Annotated in this window: 15 protein-coding genes; 9 read left to right on the top strand and 6 right to left on the bottom strand. The window is 49.3% G+C overall.

Translation table 11 applies throughout. The features are described 5' to 3' along the window. The first annotated feature begins 50 nt into the window (after window positions 1-50). From pyrH to B0F88_RS13050, 7 genes are all read left to right on the top strand, one after another. The gene (gene pyrH, locus B0F88_RS13080; protein WP_104424369.1) at window positions 51-782 is read left to right on the top strand and encodes a UMP kinase; all 732 of its coding nucleotides are present in this window, start codon (window positions 51-53) and stop codon (window positions 780-782) included. Next, window positions 775-1,332, top strand: a complete 558-nt coding sequence (gene frr / locus B0F88_RS13075) for a ribosome recycling factor (protein WP_104424368.1) — start codon at window positions 775-777, stop codon at window positions 1,330-1,332. The genes pyrH and frr overlap by 8 nt, the downstream gene beginning before the upstream one ends. A gap of 14 nt (window positions 1,333-1,346) precedes the next feature. After that, window positions 1,347-2,135, top strand: a complete 789-nt coding sequence (locus tag B0F88_RS13070) for an isoprenyl transferase (protein WP_104424367.1) — start codon at window positions 1,347-1,349, stop codon at window positions 2,133-2,135. A gap of 61 nt (window positions 2,136-2,196) precedes the next feature. Beyond that, on the top strand, window positions 2,197-3,078 hold the full coding sequence (locus B0F88_RS13065) for a phosphatidate cytidylyltransferase (protein ID WP_104424366.1): 882 nt from the start codon (window positions 2,197-2,199) through the stop codon (window positions 3,076-3,078). After that, window positions 3,075-4,259 carry a 1-deoxy-D-xylulose-5-phosphate reductoisomerase gene (gene ispC, locus B0F88_RS13060; RefSeq protein WP_104424365.1) on the top strand — a complete coding sequence of 395 codons (1,185 nt, stop codon included), beginning with the start codon at window positions 3,075-3,077 and terminating at the stop codon, window positions 4,257-4,259. The genes B0F88_RS13065 and ispC overlap by 4 nt, the downstream gene beginning before the upstream one ends. Further along, window positions 4,259-5,620, top strand: a complete 1,362-nt coding sequence (rseP, locus tag B0F88_RS13055; RefSeq protein WP_104424364.1) for an RIP metalloprotease RseP — start codon at window positions 4,259-4,261, stop codon at window positions 5,618-5,620. The genes ispC and rseP overlap by 1 nt, the downstream gene beginning before the upstream one ends. Window positions 5,621-5,663: 43 nt before the next feature. After that, window positions 5,664-6,386 carry a DsbC family protein gene (locus B0F88_RS13050; protein ID WP_104424363.1) on the top strand — a complete coding sequence of 241 codons (723 nt, stop codon included), beginning with the start codon at window positions 5,664-5,666 and terminating at the stop codon, window positions 6,384-6,386. Between the two features lie 539 nt (window positions 6,387-6,925). Here the strand turns inward: B0F88_RS13050 and B0F88_RS13045 are convergent. Together B0F88_RS13045 and B0F88_RS13040 are read right to left on the bottom strand one after the other, a co-directional pair. Next, window positions 6,926-7,207, bottom strand: coding sequence for a hypothetical protein (locus B0F88_RS13045; RefSeq protein ID WP_219820852.1), 282 nt, complete (start codon window positions 7,205-7,207; stop codon window positions 6,926-6,928). Beyond that, a complete protein-coding gene (locus B0F88_RS13040; protein ID WP_104424362.1) occupies window positions 7,191-7,436 on the bottom strand; it encodes a type II toxin-antitoxin system Phd/YefM family antitoxin in 246 nt (81 codons plus the stop codon). The genes B0F88_RS13045 and B0F88_RS13040 overlap by 17 nt, the downstream gene beginning before the upstream one ends. Window positions 7,437-7,735: 299 nt before the next feature. Between B0F88_RS13040 and B0F88_RS13035 the strand changes: the two genes are divergently transcribed. Beyond that, window positions 7,736-8,146, top strand: a complete 411-nt coding sequence (locus B0F88_RS13035; protein WP_104424361.1) for a transposase — start codon at window positions 7,736-7,738, stop codon at window positions 8,144-8,146. Between the two features lie 68 nt (window positions 8,147-8,214). Here the strand turns inward: B0F88_RS13035 and mutS are convergent, their stop codons facing one another. Beyond that, on the bottom strand, window positions 8,215-10,782 hold the full coding sequence (gene mutS, locus B0F88_RS13030) for a DNA mismatch repair protein MutS (protein ID WP_104424360.1): 2,568 nt from the start codon (window positions 10,780-10,782) through the stop codon (window positions 8,215-8,217). Window positions 10,783-10,818: 36 nt separating this feature from the next. On the opposite strand from mutS, the gene B0F88_RS13025 reads away from it, so the two are divergent. Further along, a complete protein-coding gene (locus B0F88_RS13025; protein WP_181049904.1) occupies window positions 10,819-11,298 on the top strand; it encodes a CinA family protein in 480 nt (159 codons plus the stop codon). 47 nt (window positions 11,299-11,345) lie between these two features. Here B0F88_RS13025 and B0F88_RS13020 read toward each other — a convergent pair whose 3' ends face one another. The 3 genes from B0F88_RS13020 to B0F88_RS13010 form a co-directional block, all read right to left on the bottom strand. Beyond that, window positions 11,346-12,221: a DMT family transporter gene (locus B0F88_RS13020; protein WP_104424359.1), complete on the bottom strand. Its 876-nt coding sequence runs from the start codon at window positions 12,219-12,221 to the stop codon at window positions 11,346-11,348. 85 nt (window positions 12,222-12,306) lie between these two features. Beyond that, window positions 12,307-12,693, bottom strand: a complete 387-nt coding sequence (locus B0F88_RS13015; RefSeq protein WP_104424358.1) for a cupin domain-containing protein — start codon at window positions 12,691-12,693, stop codon at window positions 12,307-12,309. A gap of 390 nt (window positions 12,694-13,083) precedes the next feature. Further along, on the bottom strand, window positions 13,084-13,410 hold the full coding sequence (locus tag B0F88_RS13010) for a hypothetical protein (RefSeq protein ID WP_219820850.1): 327 nt from the start codon (window positions 13,408-13,410) through the stop codon (window positions 13,084-13,086). Window positions 13,411-13,467: the final 57 nt, after the last annotated feature.

The raw sequence follows: 13,467 nt of genomic DNA, 5'->3' as shown, positions 1-13,467 counted from the left end.
AACTCCGTAGAATACGCATCGATAATAACTACCAGCCCCCGATAATTAAAATGACTAAATTGATTTGCCAGAGAATTTTACTTAAGTTAAGCGGTGAAGCTTTAATGAGTGAGACAGGTGGCAGTATTGATGCAGATATTGTTAAACGTCTTGCTACTGAAATTAAAGAGTTATGCGATGCCGGTCTTCAAATTGGTTTGGTTATCGGTGGCGGTAATATATTGCGTGGCGCGGAAAAAGCTTCGGAAGGATTGGATAGAGTAACCAGCGACCAAATGGGTATGCTGGCTACCGTGATCAATGCCTTAGCCATGCAAGATGCGCTGGAAGCTCACGGACAGCAGGTCAGGGTAATGTCCGCGCTGAAAATCAATCAGGTTTGTGAAGATTATATCCGCCGCAGGGCGGTCAGACATCTGGAAAAAGGCCGGGTTGTTATTTTTGCGGCGGGAACCGGCAATCCTTTTTTTACTACCGATTCGGCAGCCAGTCTCAGGGCGATTGAAATCAATGCCGAGTTGATGATTAAGGCGACTAAAGTGAAAGGCGTTTATTCCGCCGATCCGCAAAAAGACAAGAATGCTAAATTCTATCCACGATTAACTTATGACGAAGCGCTGGATCAGCGCCTCAATGTAATGGACACCACTGCGTTGGTATTATGTCGGGATAATAATGTGCCAATGCGGGTGATGAATATTTTTGAGAAAGGTGCAGTAATGAGATTGATGATGGGCGAAGAGATAGGATCTCTTATTCAACGAGGAACAGATAATGATTAGTGACATTCAACAGGATGCTTCAACCCGCATGGGCAAAAGTATTGAAGCCTTGAAACATGAATTCTCAAAAATAAGGACGGGTAGGGCGCATCCCAGTTTGTTGGATCAAATCAGCGTTACCTATTATGGGACTGAATCCCCTTTATCATCGGTTGCCAACATAGCGGTCGAAGACGCACGTACATTGACGATTACACCGTGGGAAAAAGGCATGGTCCAGGCGATTGAAAAAGCCATTTTGAAATCGGATCTGGGTTTAAACCCTGCTACCAACGGCATGACTATCAGGATTCCATTGCCGCCGTTGACTGAAGAGCGCCGTCGTGCCTTGGTTAAAGTGGTCAAGAATGAAGCGGAGAATGGTCGCGTTGCAATCAGAAATATTCGCCGCGATGCCAATTCAGCAATAAAAGATGCCTTAAAGGAAAAAATGATTTCCGAAGATGAGGCACGTGCGGCCGAAGAAAAAATTCAAAAATTGACCGATCAATATGTAAAAGACGTTGAGAAATTGCTGGAAGCAAAAGAAGCTGATTTACTGTCAATGTAATTGGGATTTAAACAATGTCTACGGATGACTGTAACAGTTTGGAATCGGCCCCCACCCTCAATACAGGGATAAATAGCAACAATCCGCGCCATATCGCCGTTATCATGGATGGTAACGGTCGTTGGGCGCAGAAAAGATTTATGCCTCGCGCCGTCGGGCATCAGGCCGGGGTTAAAGCGGTTCGGAAAATTGTCGAGTATTGCGCGAAGCACGAGGTTGAAGTCTTGACTTTGTTTGCTTTTAGCAGTGAGAACTGGCGTCGCCCCGAAGAAGAAGTGTCATTGTTGATGGGCTTGTTCATGGCGACTCTGCAAAGAGAAATCAATAAGCTGGACCGTAATAACATCCGCTTGCGATTTATCGGCGACAGGACGGCATTTTCTGATAAGTTACAAGCCAAAATGGCCGATGGAGAGGCGCAAACCAAAGATAATAATGCCTTAACGCTGGTTATCGCGGCAAATTATGGCGGGCGCTGGGATATGTGTCAGGCGTTTCGGACAGTGGCGGCAAAAATTGCCGCCGGAGAATTGGAAAATCAGGACATTAATGAGCAGCTGATCAACCAGTACTTATCAACCGCGGATCTGCCAGAACCCGACTTGTTTATCAGGACCGGCGGCGAGCAGCGCGTCAGTAACTTTTTGTTATGGCAACTGGCTTATACAGAATTGTATTTTACCGAAACGCTATGGCCGGATTTCGACCAGAGTTCACTCGAAGATGCTATCAAGAGCTTTAAAAGCAGGCAAAGGCGCTTTGGTTATACCGGAGAGCAACTTGAATCAATTACTTTAAAATAACTGGCCGATTTTTTACTGAAAATTAACACTTAATTCCAACTTCATCATAATAATAATCAAAATGTTACTACAGCGAATTATTACCGCATTAATTCTGGTTCCTCTAGTTGTGCTTGCCGTTTTTCAGCTGCCTTCAGAGTATTTTTCATTGCTTATAGGGCTGATCACTCTTTTGGCGGCATGGGAGTGGGCTAACCTTATCGGTATCAATTCGCCGCTTAAACGCGGGTTGTTTTTGTTCGCGTTGATTCTGCCGATGCTATGGCTGCATTTTTGGACACAATTTCTGGAGCTGGCCGCCCAAGTATTGGATTGGCCTGATATCAGGGACTATTCAGGCGCTCTGGAGTGGCTGGTTATACCGCCGGTGCTGTTCTGGATACTGGTCATGATATTAATCAGGAACACGCCTGAGGGCGTTTTAAAGCTGGGAATGAGAGCCCGATATAAAGCCTTAATCGGATGGGGTATTTTGTTGGCGACATGGATGTTTTTAAGCAGGTTAAGAGCTTTTTACGGCTCGGAAATGACCTTGTACTTTTTGATTTTAGTTTGGACGGCGGACATTGCGGCTTATTTTGCCGGTAAGAAATTCGGTAAAATCAAGTTGGCGCCTGAAATCAGCCCAGGCAAGACGGTGCAAGGCATGTATGGGGCTTTACTAGCCGGCGCCGTTTGGTCCATAGCGTTCATTGGCTATTATAGCTATCGAGATGGTTTTGTCTGGATGAGAGTATCCGATTTTATAATGTTGTCTGTATTGACGGTGTTGATCTCTATTTATGGCGATTTATTTTTTAGCGTGGTCAAACGTCAGCGCGGCGTTAAAGATACGGGCTCAATACTACCCGGTCACGGCGGTATTCTGGACAGGGTTGACAGTTTGATTGCAGCCATTCCATTTTTTTATGCCGGCATATTATTGATAGGACTGATGTCATGAAAGGCATTTGCATACTTGGAGCGACCGGCTCGATCGGTGTCAGCACCTTAGATGTGGTAGCCAGGCATTCAAGTCTGTACAAGGTTGTTGCGTTAACCGCCAATACCAATATTGACACCCTCTACGAGCAATGTCTGGAGCATCATCCAGAGATCGTCGTTGTAGTGGATGAAGATAAGGCGCGAATCTTTGAACAAAAGCTTAAAGACTCGACGATAGCCGATATAAAAGTCCTGTCAGGCGCCAAGGCCTTGGAACATGTCGCCACACTGGACAACGTCGATTCAGTCATGGCGGCCATCGTAGGCGCAGCGGGCTTATTGCCGAGTCTGGCGGCGGCCAAAGCGGGTAAAACCGTATTATTGGCCAACAAAGAAGCGCTAGTGATGTCGGGTTCTATTTTCATGCAAGCCGTCAGCGACTCAGGAGCACAGTTGCTGCCGATCGATAGCGAGCATAATGCGATATTCCAGTGCATGCCAGCAGGCTATAAAACAGGCATGCAGGCGAAGCAAGCCAGACGTATTTTATTGACCGCTTCCGGCGGCCCTTTCCGGGAAATGCCGGTCGATCAGCTGGTTGCTGTAACGCCCGCCCAAGCAGTGGCTCACCCTAACTGGGATATGGGCAGAAAAATTTCCGTGGATTCGGCAACGATGATGAATAAGGGCCTGGAGATGATCGAGGCTTGTATTTTATTCGATATGGCCCCAGATCAGATACAGGTGGTTATCCATCCGCAAAGCGTTATTCATTCGATGGTGGATTATGTAGATGGAACGGTTTTGGCGCAAATGGGCAATCCCGATATGCGCATACCGATCGCTTATTCGATGGCATGGCCGGAACGCTTCGATTCGGGCGTTGAGCCGTTGAATATTTTCGATGTAGGACGTATGGATTTTCAGGAGCCAAGCCTTGAACGTTTTCCGTGCTTACGCCTGGCGTATGAGGCTATTGCTGCGGGCGGTACCATGCCGACTGTTTTGAATGCGGCGAATGAAATTGCTGTCGAAGCATTTTTGAATGAACAGGTTCGCTTTACCGATATTCCGGTTATTATTGAGCGCTGTATGGGAGAATTCGAGGCCAAGCCTGCCGATACGCTGGAAATCATTTTAGATACGGATCAGCAGGCCCGGTTAACGTCTAGGCAGATTATTGAAGAGCTTAATTATTGATGGATTTGCTGCATACACTGTTTTATTTCCTGGTCGCCATCAGCGTCCTGGTTTCATTTCATGAATTCGGACACTTCTGGGTGGCGCGCAAAGCCGGAGTCAAAGTACTCCGGTTTTCGGTCGGTTTTGGCAAGGTTTTATGGTCGTACCGGAAAAAACCAGGTGCGACAGAGTATGCCATATCGGCAATCCCACTGGGCGGCTATGTCAAGATGGTCGATGAGCGGGAAGGGGAAGTCAGCGAAGCCGATTTGCCGTTTGCGTTTAATCGCCAATCTGTATTAGCCAGAACGGCCATCGTTGCGGCAGGCCCCCTGTTTAACTTGGTGCTCGCAGTCGTGTTGTTCTGGAGCGTGTTGGTCATTGGCGAGACCGGCATAAAACCGATACTCGGCGCGGTAGAGCAGGGTACATTAGCCGCAGCCGCAGGCTTTGTTGAAGGCGATGAGATCGTCTCGGTTAACGGCAAGACGACGCCAACCTGGACCGAGGCCATGAGTGTATTAGTATCCTCGGGGCTTGATGGAGAACACAGCATAAAGGTTGAGGTAAGAAACTTTGATGGTCAACAAGCTATCAAGGTGCTTGAGCTTGCCGATAAAGACAGTGAAAGCCCTGATGTATTGTATCAACGCTTAGGCTTTAAGCCTTGGTCGCCAAAATTGCAGCCTATCATAGGAAAAGTGCTCCCCGATAGCGCCGCACTGGCAGCCGGATTGCAACAAGGCGACCTGATTGTCAGCGCTGACGATACGATGATCAAAGACTGGATGCAATGGGTCGACACTGTAAAACGTCACCCCGATGTCGCAATCAAACTGTTGATTGAGCGGGATGGTGCGCGTTTGACCTTAAGTATTACGCCGAAAAGCGTCAAAGTGGGCGATCAAATTGAGGGTAAAGTCGGTGCATCGGTTTACATCCCTGAAGCACTGATGAAGTCGGTGAGCGTTGAATATGCGTTGTCGCCTCTGGCAGCGATTCCTGTCGCATTTGAAACTACTTATTATTATTCCGTCACCAGCTTAAGAATGATGGCGAAGATGCTGATCGGCAAGGCCTCCGTTGAAAATTTAAGCGGCCCTATCAGCATTGCCCAATATGCGGGGCAGTCCGCCACGATGGGCTTGACTCCTTTTATAAAGTACATGGCCTTGGTTAGTGTTAGTTTAGGCATATTGAATTTATTGCCAATACCGGTGCTGGACGGCGGGCATTTATTGTTTTTTGCGATAGAAGGCATTAAAGGCAGCCCTGTTTCAGAGAGGGTGCAAATATTCTTTCAACAAATCGGTATTGCATTACTTGTGTCGTTAATGGCATTGGCTATGTTTTTGGATATTGGACGATTATTTCAATAATTCAGGAATAAGCGGTTTGTCCCTACTCAATTTAAGGAACATTATGAAAAAAGTTATTAAGATTGCCGCAGTATCGCTACTCGGCCTGGCTTTCTCCGTAGCGCATGCCGATGAAAACGCAATCAGGCAAGCGTTGGGCAAAGCCATGCCATCGGTCACAGTGGGAGCAGTCAAACCTTCTGAAATCAGCGGACTTTATGAAGTAACAGTCGGCGGTAATATCGTTTATGTTTCCGATGATGGCAAGTATTTGATTCAGGGACACTTGGTTGATGTTGCAGCGCGTACCGACTTAACCGAAGAAAAATTGGGCGGCGCTCGTAAACAGGCGTTAGAGAAACTCGGTCAGGATAAAATGATCGTGTTCAAGCCTAAAACAAGCAAATATACGGTCAGCATCTTCACCGATATTGACTGCGGTTACTGCCGTAAATTGCATTCGGAAATCGATCAATACATGGCTGAAGGCATTACTGTCCAGTATTTGTTTTTCCCCAGAGCCGGTAAAGGTTCCGATTCATACCACAAAGCCGTATCGGTCTGGTGCGCCGATGACCGCAAAGCGGCTTTGACGGCGGCGAAAAAAGGCGATACACCGCCGGCTAAAACCTGCGTCAATCCGGTTGATGAGCACATGCAATTGGCCGAGGATTTTGAAGTGAAGGGAACGCCGATGATTGTTACCGAAAAAGGTAATATCTTCCCCGGTTATCTGCCTGCAAAGCAGCTGGCTGAAGCGCTGGCCGATGAGCAAGGTAAAAAATAAGCCAACTGCTGGTAGTGTGGGGGCGGCTTTAGCCGCCCTTGTATAGCCTAAAATTACACCTTCCCCTTAAGCCTATAAAGCAACTCCCAAGCCTGCTTCGGGCATATCTTCGAGCAAATCTACGCCAGAGGGTACGCACAGCGTACCCTACTTGACTATAATCCTTTGTTTCGTAAAGAGGCAAGAAGTTCTGGACAGTAAAGCAGTTTGGCATCCTCACTCCAGGTATTAAGCCAGATTAAAACGGCACGTAACGTATCGGTATCCAGGGATTCGGCTTTGACGATGAATTTGAGGAAATATATCGCATCGGCAGCTGTCGCATGGTCGCGCAACCAAGCACAAGGATAGGGCAATATAGCCGGAGGCAGTGTTTTATCAGCCTTACCCAAGCGCTGTAGATAAAGTCCGCGCCTTGGGCCGTAGCATTATTGCCGTGGGCTAGCCAACTTAAAACCGCGTCTTCGATAATGCTACGTTCGCCATGAGCGTTTAACCAAGTGGTGTATATGTAATTGGCTTCAAAACTGAAGCGGTTTTTAACCGCTTTCAGCCAATGCGGCGATGGCAGGCGTGAGCGGGAGAATATTTAGGCCAAGCGACTCAACGATGTCTTCCATGTAAGAGCTTGGCGTATGTTGCGTTGGCAACACCAGCCGATTTTTGCGAAACAGTAAGGCGATTTCCCAGAAGCTAATTGCAGCACAGGCCAGATTGCCTTCTGCTCGCCCGCTATCCAGTGCTTGTTGCGCAACAGCCGTTAATCGATCCTGACGATCCGCCCAAAATAATAGGACATTGGTGTCATAGATTGTCAGCATCGCCCGTCCATTCTTCATCCGACGGTGCAATAATATCGCCGACGATGACGGTGCCGCGCAATGCTTCCAACCGTTTTAACGCGGCTTCGCGTTTGCTTTCATTGCGATCGGGCACGATGCGGGCAATGGTTTTGCCGTGCAGCGTAATTGCGATTTCTTCGCCTTGCTGCACTTGTTTGAGATAATCGGGCAAATGCTGGCGTAATTCGGTGACATTGACTGAGTTCATATCCGCTCCTCATTCTGTACAGTATTAATGTGCATTGTAGGCTTTTATCTTGGTCGGGCTAGCGGTTATTTTTGCCTATGCTTTCACGAAGGAGACGCGACTTCAGTCGCGCACGAGAAACAATAATCACGATACTCTCAATATCGGGCGCGACTGAAGTCGCGGTTTCGGAATAGATCATGAAAATATTTAAACATTTGCATCATTACAGTCGGCTAAACGCAGTCTAGTTTGTCACGTTCAGGACTCAAGACAGCTTAGATGCCTACTTAAATCAGCTGATTGGTTCCGACCTTGAAATGTCCAAAAAACAATGGCGAATCGATCAATATTTGGACAAGTCGCGCGAAGGCGCTTATTTGTATGGCAACATGATTTGCCTTTTGGCGGCATACCTTAAAAGCCTTGAGTCCGATTTTTACGATTTAATCGCTTTTAGCATTATGCCTAACCATGTACACCTTCTGTTTACCCAAAAAACAGGGCTGTCTTGCCTTATGCAGAAACTAAAGGGCGAGTCTGCGATACTCCTAAATCAAGCGTTAGGAAGACAAGGGAAATTCTGGCAAAAGGATTATTACGACAAACAAATATGCGATGAAAGACATTATTGTATTGCTTACGAATACATCAAAAACAACGCGCTTAAAGCTGGATTAAAAGATGCTGATAAGCGCTTTTACGGCATTCACGAGGAACCGCAACTTTAGCTATGCAGATCGGCGCTTTCGACATCGGGCGCGACTGGAGTCGCGGCTCCTTGTACATTTGGGTTTTATTACACCATCCCCTTAAGTCGGTATAGCAAGTCCAATGCCTGTCTCGGGCTCAAATCATCCGGGTTCATGTCTTCGAGCGCCACCACCGCCGGATGGCATTCCTTCGATGAAAACAAATCCAGCTGGTTAACCCCGGTTTCCGCCTGTTGTTCAAGATAGGCGTGGTCTTCCAGATGTCGTAACTTGGCTTTGGCCTTATCGATCACCGAGCGAGGCACGCCCGCCAAAGAGGCTACCTGCAAGCCGTAACTCTGGCTGGCCGGGCCGTCTTTGACCGCATGCAGGAAAATAATTTTGTCGCCATGCTCCATCGCATCCAGATGTACGTTGTGGATGGTTTTTTGTTCTTCGGGCAGCGTGGTCAGCTCAAAATAATGCGTCGCAAACAGCGTAAACGCCTGGGTTTCTTTAGCCAGATGATCGGCGCAGGCCCAGGCCAGCGACAAGCCGTCGAAGGTGCTGGTGCCGCGGCCGATCTCGTCCATCAAGATCAGGCTTTTTGAGGTTGCGTTATGCAGGATGTTGGCGGTTTCCGACATTTCCACCATAAACGTGGAGCGTCCGCTGGACAGGTCGTCGGACGCGCCGATACGGGTGAAAATCTTGTCGACAGGGCCGCAGGTTAAAGACTTGGCCGGAACATAACAGCCGATGTGGGCGATTAACACGATCAGCGCCGCCTGGCGCATGTAAGTCGATTTGCCGCCCATGTTCGGACCGGTAATGACCAGCATTCGGCGCTTGCTGGAAAACGACAAGTCATTGGGCACAAACGGAATATCCGAAACCTGTTCAACGACCAGATGCCGACCGGCTTCAATCGTGATGCCGGGCTTATCGACCAACGTCGGCTGAGATAAATTCAAGGTTTCTGCGCGTTCGGCAAAGTTGACCAACACATCCAGCTCGGCCAGCGCTGCGGCGCACTGCTGCAACGGGATTAACGACGCGCCGATGATGTTCAGCAATTCCTCGTACAAGGCTTTTTCAAAAGACAGCGATTTTTCTTTCGCGCTGAGCACCTTATCTTCAAACGATTTCAATTCCTCGGTAATGTATCGCTCAGCGCCTTTTAAAGTCTGCTTACGGGTGTAATGTGCGGGGACTTTTTCCGCATGCAGGTTGGAAATCTCGATATAGTAACCATGCACCCGGTTGTAATTGACCTTCAGCGTGCTGATGCCGGTTGCCGCTTTTTCGCGGTTCTCCATATCGATCAGGAACTGGTCGGCGTTCTGGCTTAAGTTCCGCAACTCATCCAGTTCCGGGTGATAGCCGGGCGCAATCACGCCGCCGTCGCGAATCAGCACCGGCGGGTTGTCGATGATCGCAGATTGCAGCAGCTTTAACATCTCGGGATGCTCGCCGATCTGTTCGCATAAAGCTGTAAGCTGCGGGTTATCGCCGCCGGACAGCGCCTGTTGCAGCGCGGGCAGTACCGCCAAGGTATTGCGCAGCACCAGCAAGTCGCGGGGCCGAGCCGATTTTAACGCGATACGGGAGCTGATCCGTTCAATATCGCCGACCTGTCGCAGGTGGCTTTGAATGTCGCGATACAACAAGACATTAAGCAGGGTGTCGATACAGGCGTAGCGGTTGTTCAGAATGTCGTGGTCGCGTAACGGCCGGTTAATCCAGCGCCTCAAACAGCGGCTGCCCATCGCGGTTGCGGTTTTGTCCAGCACTCCGAACAGCGTGTATTGCAGTTGCCCGGACGGGTGAAAATCAAGCTCAAGATTGCGGCGGCTGGATGCATCGAGCAAAATGCTATCGTCGCTGTTTTCGGTGCGGATGCCTTGGATGTGGGGCAGAGCGCTTTGCTGGGTGTCCTTGACATATTGCAGCAAACCGCCCGCTGCGGCGATGGCGGCGGGCATGTTTTCACAGCCGTAGCCTTTCAAATCCAGCGTGTTGAACTGCTTGAGCACCAGTTGTTTGGCGCTTTCCGCCTCGAAATGCCAGGGCGGTCTTCTGCACAAGCCGCTACGCTGTTTTAAGCCGGCAGGCAGCGGCCAGTCTTCGCTAAACAGCAGTTCGGCCGGGTTAAGGCGGCCGATTTCGCTTAATAACTGATCGATGGATTCGACCTGTTGCAACACAAAACGGCCGCTGGTTAAATCCAGGCTGGCGATGCCGTGTCGTGAATTTGGGAAGGAGCACACCGCGACCAGCAGATTATCTTTGCGGTCTTCCAGCAAGGCTTCGTCGGTAACCGTGCCGGGTGTCACGATGCGCACTACCTTGCGCTCGACCGGCCCTTTGGACGTTGCCGGGTCTCCGATTTGTTCGCATATTGCGATGGATTCGCCGTGTTTTAGCAGCTTGGCAAGATAGCCTTCGGCGGCGTGATAAGGAATTCCCGCCATTGGGATAGGAAGCCCCGCCGATTGTCCCCGGCTGGTCAGCGTAATATCGAGTAGTTGCGAGGCTTTTTTGGCGTCATCGAAAAACAGTTCGTAAAAGTCCCCCATACGGTAGAACAGCAGGGTATCGGGGTGTTCGGCCTTGATGCGCATAAATTGCTGCATCATCGGCGTATGGTCGGCGGTCTTTTGTTTTATACTCATGGACCTATTTTATCCGAAGTCGCGCGAGGTCACATCATGGAGTCTGAATTATTTGAACTGGCCGAGCAACTGGGCCGCAAATTAAAAGCCAACGGCAAAAAAATAGCCACAGCCGAATCCTGCACCGGCGGCTGGATTGCGCAAACGATTACCGACGTGCCGGGCAGTTCGGCTTGGTTCGACCGGGGCTTTGTGACCTACAGCAATTCGGCAAAAGTGCAGATGTTGGACGTCAGCCCGGAAACTTTGGAAAAACACGGTGCGGTGAGCGCCGAGACCGCAACTGAAATGGCGGCAGGTGCTTTGGCGCACAGCGAGGCGGATGTTGCAGTTGCGGTGACCGGCATAGCAGGGCCGGATGGCGGAACGCCTGATAAACCGGTCGGCACCGTATTTATCGCATGGGCGGATAAATACGGGGAAGCTAAAGTGATCAAAAAGCAATTTGCAGGCAACCGGCGGCAAATAAGGGCGGAAACAGTTGAAAGCGCTATTGAAGGCGTCGCATTGTTTTAGTTATTCTTCAGGAATCGCCTTTTGCGGCATTGCCTGGGGAGAGTCGTTTATTTTGAGCTGTTTAACCGGCCAGAAAATGTGTGCGCCAGCAATGCGCAGAGTATAAGCAGTGTTCCCGCCACCACTTTTATGGTCAGCGGTTCGTGATTGACGGCATGACCCAACAGCAGGGCCATGACCGGCGAAATCAAGGTGATCAATGCAACTCTGGTAGCGCTCTGGTGGATCAGTAAATAGTAATAAAGCACAAAGCCGACCGTCGTGGCTATCATGCCCAGATAGACAATAGATGCCAGACCTATCGATGAAATATCAGCCGGCCAATGCCCGTCAAGTAGCGCCCAGGTAATCAGATAAACTGGCACAGACAGCAGCAGGCCTCCGGTTACCTGAGATAAGGCCGGTATTTTCCCGGCAATGCGCTTGACCCAAACCGAGCTGATGGCTTGCAAAAACGTCGACACCAGTACGCCGACTATACCGAGCACTGCGTTATGACCCAATTGCATCGCCGAGCCGAACATAATCCATAAACCGCTAATGCCCAGGACATAAGCCAGCAGGTTGCCCGGCGTCAGGCTCCGCTCTCCTAACCAGATCGCCGCCAATAAAGCCGTCATCAACGGCGACAGACCGAATATCACCGAAATCCAGCCGGAAGGAATAAATGGCGCCGCCCAATAAACCGCCAGCATCGAACCGTAAATTTGCACGGCCACGGCCAGGTAAGTCTGTAGCGCCTTACGATGCCAGGCCAGGCGTTGCCGCGACAGCGCCAGCATCAATAACAGGCATGCCAAACCAATCGTCATTCGTCCGGCCGCCGCGAACAGAAATCCCGTCCCTTCAGTGCTCCATTTGATCGCCAGCGGTGTCGTCGCCCAAAGTAACACAATACTGATGTAGGCCAGATAGATGCGCATCAATTTAGATCGAATGGCGTACAAAAGCGTATAAGGCAATTTTGAATACTAGGAGTCCTGCTTGGGATAGTTTCGATCGGATAAGTTACTTGGTTGGCGCTAACTCGAAAATAATGAGTTCAGCAACATTGTCGCCGATGTTTTCCACCGACATCAGATCACCGGTTTCCCAAAAAACCTGGCCGGCAGAATAGGTGTTGGTTTTGCCGCCTTCAACGACTTTTAATGTACCCTTGACGACATAACGCGGCCCCGGCCCTTCATGGGTGTGCCAAGGTGTTTTAAATGCGGGTGGAAATTCGACCCGTATCATTTTGGTATCAATGCTCGGGCTCGGAAGCTCCAGCTTTTTTTCTAATAAAACGGTTCTATTGAAGCCTGTTTTCGGTTCAGCAAAAACAGTATGCGGGCCGGCAAGGAACAGCGTTGAAAGTGCTGCCGTAATGAGTCCGGTGGTTGGTATTTTTAACATCTTTGGTCTCTCGATTGTATGTTTTGAGGGTATCACTTTATGCTTAAGTTCTGATGTTGCGCAATAGCTAAGATACTTTTTATCATGAAGATGCGAAGGATATGAACGGCTGTATGGACGGATATTGTGTCTGCCTACGCCCGCAGCCAGGATATGCAGGATGTAGGGCGCTAAGGAAGCGCTGATTAAGTCCTTCGACAGGCTCAGGACGAACGGTAAATTGTTGATTCCGTTCGTGGTGAGCTTGTCGAACCATGAGCGGAATCGATTTGTTCAGCGCTTCCCTAAAGGCAGGCGTTTGGGGGAGGTGGAGGAAAAAATATAAGATTTCGTATTTTCTCGGTGCCGGTATTTGACTTGCGTGACATCAGTTAAAGATAATCCGGCGCTTTATAAATCAGTAAGCTCCAGAATTTCCTGTCCGACGAGAACGCATTGATCCGCCATTTGACCATAAATAAAATGCATCCGATAAGTTCCTTTGTAGATGTGTCCGTATACTTCCAGAACATCGAATTTGCTTTTTCCGGCCGGATTTTTTATCGGCTTAAGCACGGTGACATGCTGATCAATTTCGGTTCTGTCATCCAAGCCAAAGTGGAAATCCAGTAGTTTTTTGGCTTGAACGACGGCATCTTTCTCACAATGATGCGCCGGTTCGCCGGACGCAAGACTCGATACGGTCAGCAATAAAGTCAGTATGGCATATTTAATCATTTCTTCTCCGAAAAAAGGGACTGCTGGATGATTGGATTTTGACAAGTTCCGTCTGCC

This window comes from Methylobacter tundripaludum (genome assembly GCF_002934365.1).
Taxonomy (GTDB): domain Bacteria; phylum Pseudomonadota; class Gammaproteobacteria; order Methylococcales; family Methylomonadaceae; genus Methylobacter_A; species Methylobacter_A tundripaludum_A.
The sequence above is the reverse complement of the archived record's forward strand: the minus strand, read 5'-3'. Positions and strand labels throughout refer to the sequence as shown.